General features: G+C 60.7%; 10 protein-coding genes. 6 read left to right on the top strand and 4 right to left on the bottom strand.

Annotated features, from left to right (window positions below; genetic code table 11):
• Positions 1–61 precede the first annotated feature (61 nt).
• From PLO63_05625 to PLO63_05635, 3 genes are read right to left on the bottom strand one after another with little or no spacing between them, the layout of a single operon-like run.
• Entirely contained in the window at positions 62–1,744 is a 1,683-nt protein-coding gene (locus tag PLO63_05625) for a carboxypeptidase-like regulatory domain-containing protein (protein HOI73611.1), read from the bottom strand.
• Complete coding sequence (locus tag PLO63_05630; protein HOI73612.1) at positions 1,741–6,549, bottom strand: G8 domain-containing protein; 4,809 nt, start codon at positions 6,547–6,549, stop codon at positions 1,741–1,743. Before PLO63_05630 ends, PLO63_05625 begins: the two co-directional genes overlap by 4 nt.
• A gap of 35 nt (positions 6,550–6,584) precedes the next feature.
• Positions 6,585–7,838, bottom strand: coding sequence for a hypothetical protein (locus tag PLO63_05635; GenBank protein ID HOI73613.1), 1,254 nt, complete (start codon positions 7,836–7,838; stop codon positions 6,585–6,587).
• Between the two features lie 199 nt (positions 7,839–8,037).
• Between PLO63_05635 and PLO63_05640 the strand changes: the two genes are divergently transcribed.
• Positions 8,038–9,582: an SUMF1/EgtB/PvdO family nonheme iron enzyme gene (locus tag PLO63_05640; protein ID HOI73614.1), complete on the top strand. Its 1,545-nt coding sequence runs from the start codon at positions 8,038–8,040 to the stop codon at positions 9,580–9,582.
• A 128-nt stretch (positions 9,583–9,710) separates the two neighbouring features.
• The gene (locus PLO63_05645) at positions 9,711–10,997 is read left to right on the top strand and encodes a peptide MFS transporter (protein ID HOI73615.1); all 1,287 of its coding nucleotides are present in this window, start codon (positions 9,711–9,713) and stop codon (positions 10,995–10,997) included.
• A 130-nt stretch (positions 10,998–11,127) separates the two neighbouring features.
• On the opposite strand, the gene PLO63_05650 is transcribed toward PLO63_05645, so the two are convergent.
• Positions 11,128–12,069 (bottom strand): 2-dehydropantoate 2-reductase N-terminal domain-containing protein, encoded by a 942-nt coding sequence (locus PLO63_05650; protein ID HOI73616.1) that lies wholly within the window; start codon positions 12,067–12,069, stop codon positions 11,128–11,130.
• A 705-nt stretch (positions 12,070–12,774) separates the two neighbouring features.
• Between PLO63_05650 and PLO63_05655 the strand changes: the two genes are divergently transcribed.
• The 4 genes from PLO63_05655 (at position 12,775) to PLO63_05670 (ending at position 16,604) form a co-directional block, all read left to right on the top strand.
• The gene (locus PLO63_05655) at positions 12,775–13,314 is read left to right on the top strand and encodes a DUF2726 domain-containing protein (GenBank protein ID HOI73617.1); all 540 of its coding nucleotides are present in this window, start codon (positions 12,775–12,777) and stop codon (positions 13,312–13,314) included.
• A 308-nt stretch (positions 13,315–13,622) separates the two neighbouring features.
• Positions 13,623–14,537, top strand: coding sequence for an ADP-ribosylglycohydrolase family protein (locus PLO63_05660; protein ID HOI73618.1), 915 nt, complete (start codon positions 13,623–13,625; stop codon positions 14,535–14,537).
• A 98-nt stretch (positions 14,538–14,635) separates the two neighbouring features.
• Entirely contained in the window at positions 14,636–16,150 is a 1,515-nt protein-coding gene (locus PLO63_05665) for a DNA cytosine methyltransferase (protein HOI73619.1), read from the top strand.
• A gap of 4 nt (positions 16,151–16,154) precedes the next feature.
• Positions 16,155–16,604: a very short patch repair endonuclease gene (locus PLO63_05670; GenBank protein HOI73620.1), complete on the top strand. Its 450-nt coding sequence runs from the start codon at positions 16,155–16,157 to the stop codon at positions 16,602–16,604.
• The last annotated feature ends 82 nt before the right edge of the window (positions 16,605–16,686 follow it).

The raw sequence follows: 16,686 nt of genomic DNA on the forward strand, positions 1-16,686 counted from the left end.
ACCCGTCGCTTTGCCACCGTGTCCCGGGAAGGGAGAGAGGCTCGGTCCCCCTGTGGGATGGTCAGTTCACGGCCCGGCTCCATCTCGCCATGACGATGTCGGGCGTGTCCCAGCCCTTCTGCTCCATGAGCCCGATGAACGCCCGGCGGTAGAGGAGCGTGACGGTGACCGTGGCCTTGCCCTTCGCCGGCGGGTCGAACGCAAAGGACGATGCATCGCGGGCGAAGGCAGCCAGCCGGTTGTCGCTGACGAGGTCGGTGTGCTTCCAGTAGGCCGCGGCGGGGACGACCTCCGTCCACCTCTCCTTGAGCACTTTCGCATAGGCCTTGCCGGGCCTGCCTCCGTAGTGCCCCCGTCTTCCCTTAGAGGATCCGCACCAATCCGGAAGGACCGGTCCATCCACCTGCGGGAGCGGTCTCCCGCGCCCGTCCCGGGCCTCCACCAGGAGGATCAGGTGCCGGAGGGGGGTGTCCGTGGGGACATGGTGCCCCGTCCGGTCGTTGTACAGATTGATCGTTACGGTGAGCCGTCCGTTTTTCCTCTGCGCCGCGGCACTCATGGAGAGGGAATTGCGAAGAAGCTCCGGGCTGACCGTCATGTTGTGGTTGTGAATGGCGGCGGGGTCGCGGTCGATGCCGCCCTTCCCGGGCGCCACGTTGGTCAGGGCCTTTCCCCTGTGGATCGCCGGGGAGGGCATGTGGCACTCCTGGCAGGTCTTCGCCCGGCCTGACTTCGGATCGGCGTAGGGGCTCTTCAGCCATTCCCCGTAGGAGTTGTAGACCACCGTGTCCCAGAAGACGCCGAAGTGGCAGGGGGCGCAGTAGCGGCTTTCCCTGAGCAGCGGCAGGTTCGTGTCCTCCTCGGGGACGTTGTCGTCCTCGAAGGTGCCGAAGAAGAGCTGCGGCCGATCCGGGTCGTCCGTGAAAGGCCTGCGGACGGACATGGCGCGGACGCCCGGGACGTCCCGAAAGGGCATCCGGGTGACCGGGTCCAGGTGGACGTCCGCGACCTTGTGGCAGAAGTCACAGTGAACACCGTACCGGTCGGCGCCTTTCACGAATCTGGGATCGACGTTCCCGGAGAGCGAGGCCCCCGGCACATGGCAGGCGGAGCAGCTTCCGGCGGTGTCCGGAAAGTCCTGGACGAAGCCCGGCCCGTGATACGGCCCGGCCGGATCGGGGCGCTGCGGGAGGAGGGACGTGCTCCATGCGCCGGTTCCCGGTGCATAGCGCGTGGGCGGGCTTTTGTTTCCCTTCGTGTCCGTGCCCGCGTACATGGTCAGGAAGCGCGGGTTCACGGCGGATTTCAGGTGCGCGTCCTCGAGGCTCATGGCGATGAGGGACGCGTTGTGGCAGGAGGAGCAGCCGTTTTTCCCCTCCGGCGGGATCCACTCGTACTTCGTGTTGTCGTTGATCTGATAGCGGATCATCCGGATCCGGAGGCCCTCTTTCGGGGCCTTCACATCGCGGGCGATGGCGCAGTACCAGCCGTCCTTCCAGGCGCTCACACGGACTGGCTTTCCGGCCGGCACGTCCCGGATCGCAAAGCCGCCGGCGGCGTCCGACACGACGAAGTCCTTCGCGCCCTGGATCCGGACACGGGCGCCGGCCACGGGTCCCCGGTCGTCGCTGACGGTGCCGCTGATCCCGCCACCCGGTGCCGCCCCCGTTTCCTGCCCTCCCGGACCCGGCAGGACCAGGAAGAGGAAAAGCAGAAAAGGAAACAGATAAAAGGCTCTTCTCATCGCCACAGGTCAACCGGGAGAGGCGACGGCATCTGATTTTTGTAGTCGCACCGGCTCGCCGCGGTGACGGCGATCCTGTCCCCGGCTTTCCAGTCCACGGCCCGGTCCAGCTTCAACTCGACGTCCCCCTTGTTCACCGTCGCGTCCTTCGCCAGCCAGGCCCATCCGGTGACCTGCCCGCTCCCGGAATCCATGCGGCGGACCGCCTGGTAGGTTTTCCCGTCGGACTGGACGGGCGTGCTGACGGTGACGACGGACCGGTTCGTGGCGTCGTCCAACCGGACGTCCTTGATCATGAGCTCTTCGAACTGCTCCGGCAGGGCCGGATCGACGGGGAGCTTCGGGTCCGACGGGTACGCCCAGTCGACGTTCCAGGCCTTGTCGAACGAGCATTTGGTGTCGATTTTTCCGCAGTCCGCATATTTCACCGGGGCGGGCCGGTGGTTCGCGTCGTCCCTCCGGAAATCGGCCGGCAGTCCGAACTGGAAGCCGAAGCAGCCGCCGCTGGGGCACTCCATGGCCTTTACGGACCACTGGCAGATGGCGTCGTCTCCCTGGAAGTCGATGATGTCCTGCTTCTTGTACTGGCATGCCTTCCTGGCGGCATTCCATTCGCAGAAAGTTGCGGGCCGGCAGGATTCCGCCACCCCGTCGTCGAAGGCCTTCCGGAATTCCCCCATGTCCATGGTCACGGTCAGGATGCCGCTTCCCGCGTCGTAGCTCCGCGTCCAGGATGCGGGCCAGTTCTTCTGCACCGCGATGTTGATCGGCTTGATGATGACGGCGGCGTTGTCCGCCCGGGGCTCCGGATTCTGCCCGATTCCCTCGCCCTCGATCGTCCGGTTGAGGCCCACGCGAACCAGGCCGGTGTCGGCCTCGGTCGCGGCCTTGTCCCGGCCCTTCCCGACGAAGAGTTGGAAGGTCACCCGGGTGGCGGGCTTGGTGTAGAGGAGAAAGACGTTGTAGCGCTTGCCCTCCTCGAAGACGGTGACGTTTGCCGGCTGCGACTGGCCGGCGATGGCCTGCGTTTCGGTCCTCTGCGTGTCCCCGCTGACGGTCGTGTCGAGGTAGTAGGCGCCGTTGTTGACGATCAGGCTGCTCCGCTGGAACAGGTCGGCGCCCATCATGCGGATGCTCTGCTCGGGACTGGCGTACTCGCCCCGGTTCCAGTCGACCACCCGGTCCAGAAAGAGGGTCGTGCCGTCGCCGCCTTTCACGACGCTTTTGGCCAGGCCGGCGGGGCTCAGACAGTTGCCCGACGGGTCGATGCGCTTCACCACGCCGTACGAGTATTTGCAGGTTTCGCAGGTGATCCCGCTCGAGATCGTGATGGTCGAATACGCCCCCGGGCCGGGAGCCGTCCGGTCCACGCGGGACAGGGTGTGCATCTCCTTCTTGCTGTCGTAGGGATCCGTGATGATGACGGGATCCCCGGCCTGCCAGTTCACCACGCCCTTCAGCTTGAACGTAGTGGCGCCCTTGTCCTTCGACTCGGCGTCCTGGATGGCGAGGGAGCTGATGCAGGCATCGGAGTTGACCCGCCGGACGGACTTGTAGGCATCGCAGGCGGCGCCCGAGCAGGAGACCTTGTCCGTATCGACCGTGACGGTCGTCTTGCCACCGTTGGCCGGATCCTGGAGCCGGATGCCCTGGATCGGCAGGATTTCCATGGGCTCCGCGAACGGATCCCCTGCGCTCAGAACGACCTGATCGCCCAGCATGGGCTCGGGACGGTCGATCAGGTACTGCCGGTAGAGGGGAATGCCGTAGCAGAACCTGTTTTCGCAGAGGGATGCCCACTTGTTGACGTCGTCGCAGGTTCCCTTACCACGGCCCGCGCACTCCGGGTAGACGACGGCGGAGACGTAATCGTAGGGGACCTGGAAGCAGGACTGCTCGGAGAGGCATTCCACCGTCTCCCTGGGCGTCTCGAAATACCGGTCCCGGTTCACGGAGATCGTCCAGTCGAGGGTCCGGCCGCCCCCGGAGTCTTTCGCACCCGCCAGCCCGCTCAGGGTGCCGTCGTCGTCGTTCAGCTCCGTCTGGCGGTCGATGTCGGTGAAATCCGTGCTGAAGAGGTCCGCCACGGTGCTCCTGTGGAACGTGCAGTATTCCCTCTTCACCTTGGCCGCGTCCACGATTGCGGTGCCCGGCTTGAAGAGCGGGACGATGATGAAATGCCGGATGTCCACGCCGTTGAAGTAGAGGTTCTTCGAATGAAAGGCCGGCGGATAGTAGAACGCGTTGGGCTGCTTCCAGCCGATGGCCGCGTTCGGCAGGATGCACTGCCCGCGGTCCGCGCCCTCCTTGGCCTTCGGAATGCCCAGGCTCCGGTTTCCGGGGCCGTACATGAAGCCGCTGTCGTTGCAGATCCCGTTGGACGGATCGCTGCACTTCAGAACGCGCCGGCGGATGTTCAGGAAGGCGTTGCTCTCCTGGTACACCGGCCCGTCGTAGATGTTGTAGAGCCGCTGGTACATGGCGAAGTTGTCCGTGGGATAGCTGACCCCCTCATCCTTCATGAGGCAGTAGGCCTCCCCCCCGTCCGCGCACTTCAGTCCGGTCCTGTCGCCGATGGCGGGGCCGGCGCTGGTCGCGTAGGGATTCTTCGCCTCGTCCTGGGTGCTGCCGATGAAGACGCTGCGCCGCGTGAGAGCCCAGTAGCCATTGTACACCTGGTCGTAGCTGCCGCCGGAGACCATCGTCAGGCCGCCGTTCAGGACGTCCGTCAGGGCGCTGTCCGTCAGGAGGAACCAGTTGGACCGGAGCCAGATGGCCCCGAAATTCTGCTGCGCCCAGTGAAAGGACGACGTGTAGGACTGGATGGCGCTGATGACGCAGTTGTCCGTCTGTCCCTTGAGGCAGTACAGGGGGTCGTCGGCGGCGTTTACGGAGGGGCAGGAGAGGTCGTCCGGGTGCTTCGGCGTCGTTGTGCACCGAGTCGGCAGGAGAAAGGCCCCGACCGGGACGATGGGATGCAGGTCTTCGAACTGCTTTGCGAAAGGGTTCGCGACGGGGTGCAGGGCCGGGCTGTCCGGGGCCTTGTCCGTGTAGACACCCCGGCAGACACCGGTCGTGTCGACGGTGATCAGCGAGTGCTGGGCCGTGCTGCAGAAATTCCCCCTGAAGCTCCGGATCGGCGCCGTTCCCGACTTGGTGACCTGGATGGCGGCGTAGCCCTCCCACTTCTTGTTCCGGGAAAGGCCGCTGACCAGGGACGGGACGAACCAGTAGCAGGAGCCGCAGGTTCCGGCGCCCGCGGCCATGTTGTTCTCGATCGTGTTGTAGCCGTTCATGATGAAGAAGACCGAGGGGTGGATGTAATCCCCGCCGTCCTGGAGGAACTGCTTGCCGCTCGTCTTGACGTTGATCCCGGGTACCCTGCGGGGGTTGTCGCGGTATTCCACGGCGGGGCGGGCATAGACGCCGAGGTTGGCCCGAAGGATGTTGTCCGTTTCGGTCCCCTCGGCGAGGACGTAGCCGTGGCCGATGGACCTGTAGGCGACGTTGCGCTCCAGGGTGACGTTCTGCGCGCCTCTCAGCTCGATCCAGCGGGTCATCGACTCGTTGATGGAGCAGTCCCGGACGAATGTGTTTTTCGGTGCCCGCCGGGTCAGGTGGAAGTTGACCGGGCTGTGGGCCGGCCGGCCGCCCTGCCCGAGCTGGCGAAACTCGACGCCCTGCACCTGGAACTGCCGGAACCCCTGGCGAACGATTGTGTGGCCCCCGAAGAAGACCCCCTCCTTTTCGGGCATGCCCAGGCAGGTCGAGCCGTCATAGTCGGCACACGCCTCCGAGACGATCCGGATGCTCCGCGACAGGAGCCCCACGGCGGCCCGGGTCTCCACGGACTGCCGGCGGAGGCCGTCTTTGGTCAGGCGGTCCGGGATGTCGTGCCTGGCCAGCGAATACGCCTCCCCGGAGTGCGGGTAGGCCACGGCTCCCTTCAGGAAGATGTCCGACTCCCGGTTGTCCTTCTGGATGCTTGCAATCGTCTGCACTTCCGAGTGGCCGGGGAGGTAGTCCGTCGTCGTGACGACGATCTGGTCGCCTTCGTCCCAGTCTTCCACGATCCGGTCGAGGTCCAGCTTCAGCTCCTTGCTGTACACGCTGGCGGAGAGCCTTCCCCAGCTCGTGCCCGGGTCGCCCGGATCGAGGTCCCTGTAGGTCGCCCCCTTCCGCCCGAAGAGAAGCAGGGAGCCGTCGTAGGAGAGGGCCAGGACCTTGCGGCCGAAATAGGCGTTCGGACCCGCATCGTCGTCCGTGGGAAGGGGCTTGTAGGCGTAGAAGTAGTCGTCCGCTGCTCCGCCCGGCAGGCCCTTGACCTTCTGGTCGTCCCCGTGGAGCCAGGCATCCTCGGGAACGCCGCAGGTGTTTCCCTTCGTCAGGCATGCAATGCCCTTATCCTTTTCGCTTCCGTAGAGATGGATCGTGAGGACGTTCTTCAGGTCCTTCTTCCCGAACGGATGGTCCGGAGAGCCGGCGACGAGGCTTCCGCCCTTTTCGATCAGGATGGAGCGGGCCCAGAAGTCGGTCTTCGCGTCCAGGAAGATCAGTTTCCCGCCGTCGATGATATTGACGTATGCGTAGTTGTAGGTTCCGGGGCCCAGGCAGATCTTCGTGTCGATCGTCCGGTCCTTCCCGAAATAGCCCTGCTCCATGGCAGGCGTGGTCGTGGTGACGCCCCTGCATTCGTCCTCGTAGTCGTAGGCGGCCCGGGCCGGGAGTGGGAAGGACAGGAGAAGGATCAGCAAAAGGGCCGGCAGGCAGGAAACCGCGATTCTGTGCCTGGAATACGGGGGCATGTTCTGTCTCCTTTTTTCGAAAGGGGATGGATCCGTTATTTGTCCGGGGTGGCCGGCTTCTTTGCCGCGTCGGCGACGCCGCCCAGGGCCTCGGCGGCCCGCGCCGTGTTGTCCCTGAACTCGAACGTCCGGATCTCGCCTGTTACGGGGTCGAATTCGACCCGGTGCGAGTTGTCCTGGAAGGCGCCGTTTTGGATCTCCAGGACGGCGAGCCGTCCACACTGCATCAGCTCGACCGGGTGCGACGAGACGAAGGCGTCCTTGGTGATCTCCAGTTTGCACTGCGCGGGGATCCGGTAATACAGGCCTTCCGGACGTTCCGGCTTTGCTTCCTTTCCGGTCCGGGGCCGGCAGGAGCCGATCGTCCAGGACAGCCTGTTCTCCCCGGCCCAGGACGCGATCTGCTTCCCCAGGGCGTCGCCCTGTTCGCCGCCGAACCATTTCGAGAAGGGCGCGCCGTCAAAGGTGAGTTCGCCGAAGCTCTCGCACTGTGCCGCCCCGATCACGATCGGCATCCGGTACTGCAGGGTGAGAAACGCGTCCAGCTCGGCCAGTCGGGCGTTCGTCCTCCCGATGACGCCCTCGATGTCCCGGATCCGGTCCGCCGCGCCGTCCTTCCGGTCGGCGACTTCGGCCTCCGCCTCGTGCAGCTTCCCCCTCATGGCCTTCAGGTGCTCCTGCAGGAAGCGGTACTCGTCCAGGCTGTCCTTCGCGGCCCGGTTGCAGCGATTCGCCCCCTGCGGCCCGGAGCCTCTCGTGTCTCCCGTGAACCGGAAGGACCGGATCATCGGCTCCTGGTTCAGCGAGCGGGTGGCTGCCAGGAGCGACAGGGCGCCCCCGAGGGAAGGCAGCTTGACCGGCGAGATGGCGGAGACGACTTCCCCGATCAGGGTTGCGCCGCTCTTGACGATATCCTTCGTGTCGTCCTTGGCTTCGTACGTGATGGAGGTCAACAGGCCGTTGTCGATGGTGATCTTCGCCAGGGGGATCGTCTTGGAGAGGCTGCCGAACCGCGACGAGTCGATCAGGTAGGTGCCGGCGGCCCGGTCCGGAACGATCCGGTGCTCCAGAGCGGTTTCCGTGATTTCGATGCCTCCGCCGCAGTCGGCCAGGCGGAAGGTCATCCGGTAGGTCATCTCCGTTGCCGGGAGATGGTAGGCAATGCCCTTGGCGGGAGCGGAACCTTCAATGGGATGGGAGACGATCCGGGTCGTGCAGGAGAGGCAGAAAAAAACAGTGGCAAGAAGCAGGACGGAAGACGCAATACACCTCGATGTTCTTCTCTTCATGGGACCTCTCGAAAGAAAAAGATCGTTTCCCTCATGGGGTTGCGTGGCAGGATGGCAGTCCTTGTCTATCACATCGCGGCCCGGATTTCCTGTCTTTCATTGAAATGCCGGCGGGATTTCTATATACCTTGGTCTGCCGCCCGGCCCGAACCGTCCGGCGGCGGATCCGCCCCATCCATCACCGCTGACGGGAGGCCAGATGATCCGGATCAACGCCAGGCATGTCCTTCTTTCCCTTGTCTTCCTTCTCCTGTTCGCCGCAGCCGGAGGAGCCCCGGCAGCCGAGCAGCGCGTGGCCCTGGTGATCGGCAACGCCGCCTACACCTTTGCCGCCCTGAAAAACCCCGTCAACGACGCCGCCGACATCGCCGGTGCGCTGCAGCGCCTCGGGTTCACGGTGATCCTGAAGAAAAACGCCGGCCTCAGGGAAATGGAGGAGGCCGTCGGGGATTTCGGGACCCGGCTGAAACAGGGTGGCGTGGGGCTGTTTTATTATGCCGGCCACGGGCTGCAGGTCGCCGGGGTCAACTACCTGGTTCCCGTCGGCGCCCGGATCGACAAGGAGTCCGACATCAAGTACGAGGCCCTGGATGCGGGGCGTGTCCTCGACGAAATGGCCAACGCCAACAACGGCCTGAACATCGTGATCCTCGACGCCTGCCGCGACAATCCCTTTTCCCGGCGATTCCGCTCCATGAGCAGGGGGCTGGCCGTCCTGGGCAGCGCCCCCGCGGGGACCTTCATTTCCTACTCCACCGGCCCCGGGCAGGTGGCCCTGGACGGGGACGGCCGGAACAGTCCCTATGCGGCGGCATTCCTCACGTCCATCCAGGAGCCCGGCCTGACCATCGAGCAGGTCTTCAAGAACGTGCGGCACCATCTGGGCCGGGAAACGGGCGGCCGGCAGGTCCCCTGGGAGCTCTCCTCCCTGGAGGGGGACTTCTACTTCACGCCCGCGAAGGCCGCACCGGGCGGCCGCACCCGCGACCTTGCGGCGGCGGAGGATACCAGGGATGAGGCGCCGGTCGCGCCGCCGGCCGGGGAGGCCCGCACCTTCACGGACCCGGTGACGGGAATGGAGTTCGTGCTGGTCAGGGGCGGGTGCTTCCGGATGGGAGATACCTTCGGGGACGGTCTGCCCTCCGAGAAGCCCGTTCACGAAGTCTGCCTGAACGGTTTCTACATCGGCAAAAACGAGGTAACCCAGGCGCAGTGGCGGAAGGTCATGGGGAAGAATCCCTCCCATTTCAAGGACTGTGGCGAAAACTGCCCGGTGGAGAGCGTAAGCTGGGCGGATGTCCAGTCCTTCATCGCGGAATTGAACGGCATGGGAAGCCGGAAGTACCGCCTCCCCACCGAGGCCGAATGGGAATATGCCGCACGCGACGGCGGGAAGGCCGAGAAATGGGCCGGTACCAGCAGCGGCGACAAGCTGGCCGACTACGCCTGGTACGACGCCAACTCCGGGGACCGGTCGCACCCGGTCGGGAAGAAGAAGCCCAACGCCCTGGGTGTTTACGACATGTCCGGCAACGTCTGGGAGTGGACGCAGGACTGGTTCGGGGAGAGCTACTACCCGTCGAGCCCGCGGGACAACCCCAGGGGGCCGGATGAGGGAGCGGCCCGCGTTCTGAGGGGAGGCTGCTGGCTGGACCGCGCGCAGGACTGCCGTACAGCGATCCGCTATTCCTTCCCGCCCGGGAAGGAGTTCAAGAGCATCGGGTTCCGCCTGATCCGGCAATAGAAACATCGGGATGCCCCCCTGTTTCTCAGCAGAGGCCGGGGATGCGCTCCGCTCTTCCCATCCGCGGATTCGGCCGGAAGCGCGGCCTTTCCCAGGATCCGATCCCACAAAACGAAAAAGGAGACGGCATGCCTTCCCCGCACGATACGCTCTGGGGGCATCCCAAGGGACTGTATATCCTGTTTTTCACCGAGATGTGGGAGCGCTTTTCCTACTTCGGAATGCGGGCGCTCCTGATCTTCTACATGACCAAGCAGCTGATGTTTTCCCACGGCGACGCCTCCCGGATCTACGGCCTTTATACGGGGCTGGTGTACTTCACGCCCTTTTTCGGCGGGCTCCTGGCGGACCGGGTCCTGGGGCAGGGCAGGACCCTGATCATCGGCGCCGTGCTCATGGCCGCCGGGCATTTCGTCATGGCCTTCGAGTCCCTTTTCTACCCCGCGCTGGCCCTGCTGATCGTGGGCAGCGGTGCCTTCAAGCCGAACATCTGCACCCAGGTGGGAAGCCTCTACGAGCCCGGAGACCCGAGGCGGGACCGGGCCTTCAGCATCTTTTACGTCGGCGTCAACCTCGGTGCGTTTCTTTCCCCTTTCGTGTGCGGCACCCTGGGCGAGGTGTACGGCTGGCACTACGGATTCGGAGCGGCGGGCGTGGGCATGGTGGCCGGGCTGTTCATCTATCTGTGGGGACGGCGCTGGCTGGCGCCGGACAACCTGCAGCGACGGGTGGTGCCGAACCAAAAGAGCGATCCGGAAGTCTCCGTCCGGGACGGCGGCAACGCTCGGCGCGTTCTCGGGCTGGTTGTCGTCTGCCTCGTCGTCACGCTGTTCTGGGCCGCCTATGAGCAGCAGGGGAACACCCTCGCCCTGTGGGCCGACGCGGACACGGACCGGCATCTCTTCGGCTGGGAAGTGCCGGCCACCTGGTTCCAGTCCCTCAATCCGCTCTGCATTTTCCTCTTCACGCCGCTCATCACGACGTTCTGGGCGTGGCAGGCCCGGCGGGGACGGGAGCTCTCGACGGCGGCGAAGATGTCCGTCGGCTGCTTTCTCCTGGGACTTTCCTTCCTGGTGCTGGTGCCGGCCGCATACGCCTTTGACGGGGACGGCGTTCCGGTGAGCATGCTCTGGCTGGTGGGCTTCAGTGTCATCCTCACCGTGGGCGAGCTGTACCTGTCGCCGGTGGGCCTGTCGCTGGTCACCAAGATGGCGCCGGCGGGAATGATCTCCATGATGATGGGCATCTGGTGCCTGGGCCAGTTCGCCGGCAACTACCTGGCCGGCTATCTGGGCTACTTCTGGGACCTGCTGCCCAAGGATCATTTCTTCCTGCTGGTCGCCGCCGTGGCCGGCGCGGCCGGATTCACCATCCTGGTCCTCCTGAAGCCCCTCCGACGGGTGATGGATCAATAGATTCTTACGATGGATTCAATGGAAGCGATGCGTTGTCGGTTTGGATGTTCAGCCGGCGTGCTGTTCGAAAGAGCATCTGTGCCGGTTGAAGCAGCCACGGATAAAACAGGACGGATGCGCTTCCATCCCTTCAGATGAGCGGTCTCAGGCTCGCCAGGTGCGGCATGTCCACCCGCAGCGCCTCGCCCGTCTCGAGAACGTCCAGGTAGAATCTCCTCATCTCGTCCGGGTTCGAATCCAGGTGGCTGTGGTCCCGAATGCGCTCGTAGTGCGGCACGCCCAGGATTCCACGCCGGAGCAGTGCGGCGGCCTCCCCGTCGTTCTCGATCAGGAACACCTTCGTGTCCGGGTATTTCCCGTAGTCGACGCCCCGCGCGGCCAGGATCTTCAAGGCATCCTTGACGGCCCGGACGCAGAGGATCCAGAAGTCCATCGGGGTGTCTTTCGAGGGAAACTCGCGCCGCGCATAGATCGTGCCGAGAAGGCCCGCGTTGATCGCCTGGTGGACCCAGAGCCACTCGATCATGTTCTCCTTGATCTCCGGAGCGATTCCCGCCCTGGAGAACGTCTCGACGATCCTCTGGAGCCGCTCCGTGTTCTTCCCGTCCACCTCTCCGATGCGGTAGATCTTCTGGATGTTGGCATAGAGGACGTCGTCCCTGCCCCTGGCGCCGCTGAAGACGGAGTACCCCCAGAGATAGCGTCTCCTCGGCAGGATCGCGTCGATCTGGGCGGGGCCGTTCCAGTTGGCGCAGAAGATCAGGAAATGCGCATCCGGAACCCTGTTGCGGTACTGCCGCACGGCGTCCACGACCTGCAGGTGGTTCGTGGCCGCCATGACCAGATCGTACCGGTCGCCGGGCCGGATCTCGTCCATGACCCGCGGCCGGTAGACTGCCTCGTAGCAGGTAGCGGGATCCCTGCGGAAATCCATGACGTCCATGGGAACAGACGCGGAATGCCTTGTCCGGGAACCTTTTCTCACGACGTGGGTTACATCCACGCCGCCCTCCGACAGCACCCACCCGTGCATCAGGCCGACGTTGCCCATTCCGATGATCAGGATGCGCATGGTCCCGTCCTCCTTCGCCGCTGTTTCCAAGGGGAAAAAACCAATTTCAAATCCGATTATCTGTCTCATCATACAGGAGCAGCGGCAAAGAAAGAAAGGGACGGATTGCAAGTCCGTCCCCCAGCTAAGAACCGGATCACCGATTGATTCCGCCCGTCGGCCACCGTTTATGGTAATGTTGACATAACGCATTGATAATGCGTTGCTTTGCTCATATTGCTATGCTATTGACGTTCCCATGCGGGAATAAACTAAAGATATAGTACCCGCAACTGCTCATACACAGAGAGAGCAGGCATGTTCTGAACGGGCTCCTTTACGGTGTTGCCGCGCGGGCAATGCCGGGCCGATCCTCATCCGCCGCATGTGCCAGAAGCTGATCCTGTGCGGAGCCGACACGTGGACCAGGTTGAATGCTTCCGGGGATGTCTCCCGGGGCTCGCCGTGGATGCCTGCCGGACTCCGGGGAATCTGTTCGCCCCAAACCCCGGCCGGCGTTGCCGTCCGGGGCTCCGAGACGCATTCCCATCGGACATCCCCGGATATTGCTATTTCCAACTTGTCCCGGACGTCGCCAGTCGGGCCTCTGGAGGCGGCTCGCCGAAGACAGGTTCAGGCCGGATAACGGGAAAGGGAGCAATGGAACAGCGGAAGGGACAGTCGATATCATTCAGTGGTTTGATGGAAGGCTTGAAAGGAGCAGGCATGTCCATAAAAATGCTGACCTCGGCGGTTGTCGTCTTCCTCCTGACAGCGGTCGGCACGGGCCTTCTGAAGATTTTGCCGACAAGAAACAAGAAGTGTGCGGAAGGGAATTTTCCGTATGAAAAAGTGACCTTTCTCATGAGCCCGACGGAGCGGTCTTTCCTGGGCGCCCTTGAACGGGCGGTGGCCGGGGAATACAGGATCATGGCGAAGGTTCGCATGGCTGATGTGATCGCGGTGAAACCGGGCCTGGAAGGGATGGCCCACCGGATCGCCTTCAACATGATCAAGGGACGGCACCTCGATTTCGTCGCGTACCATCCCCTGACGTTCGAGGTGATGTTCGTGGTGGAGCTCCACAACCGGGGTCCCATCGAGTCGGAAGGACTGACCCGGAACGATTTCGTCGACAACGCCCTCCGCAGCGCCGGCATCCCGATCTTTCACTTCAACATGCACCGCTTTTACAAGGTCCAGGAAATCAGGGACACGCTGTCCTGGCGGCCGGTCGCGCTCCGTACGAAAGACAAAAGCGAATAGCACCCTCCATCCCCCAAACCGATCGGATTTCCTTGACGGATTCTCCCGCGGAAGCCCTTCTTTGTACCGATTCCAATACCAAATATGACATAGTAAATTATCCGCAGGCATTGCGGTATTCCTATGGCTGTGCTATCAATCTCGCCGTGCGGGAAACCTCCATGCTTTCGTCACCCGCGGGCACCCGTTACCGAAGAACAAACAAGGTCTGATACCGGGCTCCTTTACGGCGCTGCCTGACCGGCAACGCCGGGCATTTCGTCATCCGTCGCACTCACTTGCAACAGAACCCGTGCGGAGCCAGACAAATGGACAAGTCGGAACGCTTCCGTGGCTGTCTCATCGGCCTCGCCGTCGGCGATGCCCTGGGGACGACCGTAGAATTCAGCGCCCCTGGCACCTTCCGGCCCCTCGTGAACATGATCGGAGGCGGCCCCTTCGGGCTGGAGCCGGGCCAGTGGACGGACGACACCTCCATGGCCCTCTGCCTGGCGGAGAGCCTGATCGCCTGCCGGTGCATGAATGCCAGGGACCAGATGGAGCGCTACCGCCGGTGGTGGCGCGAGGGCTATCTCAGCAGCACCGGGAAATGCTTCGACATCGGCTCGACGGTCCGCGCCGCCCTCACGGCCTTCGAGAAGACCGGCAACCCCCTGAGCGGCTCCACAGACCCCTTCACCGCCGGCAACGGCTCCCTCATGCGCCTGGCCCCGGTGCCCATGTTCTTCCACCGGGACGCCCGGCAGGCCATCGACCAGTCCGGTGAAAGCTCCCGCACCACCCATGGCGCCCTCACCGCCGTCGACGCCTGCCGCTATTTCGGTGCCCTTCTCTGGGGCGCCCTGAACGGCGCCGCCAAGAACGATCTCCTCTCCGATTTCTACTCGCCCGATCCCGGCTATTGGGAAGGGAAGCCCCTCATCCCGGAAATCGCCGACATCGCCGCCGGATCCTACAAGCGCAAGGAGCCACCCGAAATCAAGGGTACCGGCTACGTCGTCCAGTCCCTCGAAGCGGCCCTCTGGGCCTTCCACAAGGGCGGTTCCTTCGAGGAGGGCTGCCTCCTGGCCGTAAACCTCGGCAACGACGCCGACACCACCGGCGCCATCTACGGCCAGATCGCCGGGGCATACTACGGAGAGAGGGGCATCCCGGAGGAGTGGAGGAAGAAGGTGGCGATGGGGGAGAGGATCCGGGGGATGGCGAACCAATTAGTAGAATAAAGAAATAGTTAGCATTTAAACAAACCTATTTCTTCATAGATTCGAATCTGGTAGGTGAACTTGATGTGTCAAAATCAATTTCGTAGGTAGGGTCTGACTTGATACCAATCATTGATCTATTTGCGGGTCCGGGAGGTTTGGGAGAGGGGTTTGCTTTACTTGGGCTAAATGAAGGTTCACCATATTTCAAAATAAAACTGTCTGTCGAGAAAGACGTATCGGCCCACAGGACATTAAAATTAAGAAGCTTTTTCAGACAATTTCCCTTTGGACATGCTCCGGAAGAATACTATTTTTTTCTTAGAGGGGAGTTGAATTCTGAGGAAGAACTTTACAAAAAATTTCAAAATGAGGCTAACCAAGCAAGTCAAGAGGCCAGACTTTTCGAACTTGGATCTGGCAGTAATAAAGATGAAGAACTCGACTGTTGGATCAGAGAAGCCATAATAGGTCGAACTGATTGGGTTCTTATTGGTGGACCTCCTTGTCAAGCATATTCACTAATAGGAAGAGCGAGAAAGTCTAATCAAAATGGGTACAAGCCAGAGGAGGATAAAAAAAATTATCTCTATCGAGAATACTTGAAAATTATTGCAAAACACAAACCAGCTGTTTTTGTTATGGAGAATGTAAAGGGTCTTCTTTCTTCAAGAATTAACGGAAACAGCATTTTTGGTAAAGTTATAAGTGATCTTCAACAACCTGTTAATGATTGCGCATACATAATTCATTCACTCTCTGTGAAATCATCCTATTCATTAGGAAAACAACTTAGTCCGACTGACTATGTTATTGAGTCAGAACGTCATGGTATTCCGCAAGCAAGGCACCGCGTCATTCTTTTGGGCATACGTGAAGATCTTTCTTACATAGAACCAGAAACACTGCAAGATGACGAGCAGGTTACTCTAATAGATGTATTAGGTAATCTGCCCGAAATAAGAAGCGGTGTTTCGAAACAAGAAGATAAACATGAACTTTGGTCACATCATATCAAGAATGCGATTGGTCGAAGATGGATGAAAGGGATTAGAAAACGTTGGGGAAATGAATTGCATGAGAAATTAATTGAAATAATTAGTACAGTTAAGACGTTTGAATATGACAGAGGTGCACGATTTATTAGAGATGACAATATAAAAATCAACAAACTAGAATGGTGGTATAAAGATGAGCGCTTGAAGGGTATATGTAACCACGAGACTCGTACACATATGCCAAAAGATTTATGGCGTTATCTTTTTGCGGCTGCATTTGCAGAGGTTAAAAGTCGGTCGCCCAGATTGTATGAATTCCCTCCGGACTTGCTTCCTAAACACAAGAGTGTGAAAACGGGAGATTTTGATGACCGTTTCAGAGTCCAGTTGGCAGGGCGCCCTTCAACAACGGTAACAAGTCATATTTCAAAAGATGGCCATTATTTTATTCATCCTGATCCATACCAATGCAGGAGTCTGACAGTGAGAGAAGCTGCAAGATTACAGACTTTTCCAGACAATTATTTTTTTTGTGGAAACCGGACACAGCAATATATCCAAGTTGGCAATGCTGTGCCTCCGTTTCTTGCGTATCAGATTGCAAAGATTGTACGGGATATTCTGGAGAAAAAATAAGACGATGGCAGATATTGTCTCAAAAGAGCAGCGTAGTAGGATGATGTCTGGAATTAAGAGTAAAGACACAAAGATTGAGATTTCCATTCGTAAAGCCCTATTTTCAAATGGATTTCGTTACCGGCTTCACGATCAGAAGTTACCAGGAAAGCCAGATCTTGTGTTTCCAAAATACAAGGCGGTAATTTTTATAAATGGGTGTTTCTGGCATGGACATAACTGCCAATTATATACAGAGCCAAAGTCTAACACAGAGTTCTGGAGAGCCAAGATTGAAAGGAATCGATTGAATGACATTAAAAACATGATATCATTGCAAAAAAAAGGGTGGAGGGTTATGAATGTATGGGAATGTTCGCTAAGGAATAGAACAATAAGTGAAATTGAATCTGTCATTGAATCGCTAACTGACTGGTTGAGGTCGTCTGAATCATTTTGTGAAGTAAGAAGGTAATATTGTTCTCCGGCTCTTCGAATTATCATTTATATGAAAGTAGATTAAAATCTCAGATCCTGATGCGAAGATTCCCAATAAC

It is taken from the genome of Syntrophales bacterium (assembly GCA_035363115.1).
In the GTDB taxonomy this organism is placed as follows: Bacteria; Desulfobacterota; Syntrophia; order Syntrophales; family PHBD01; genus PHBD01.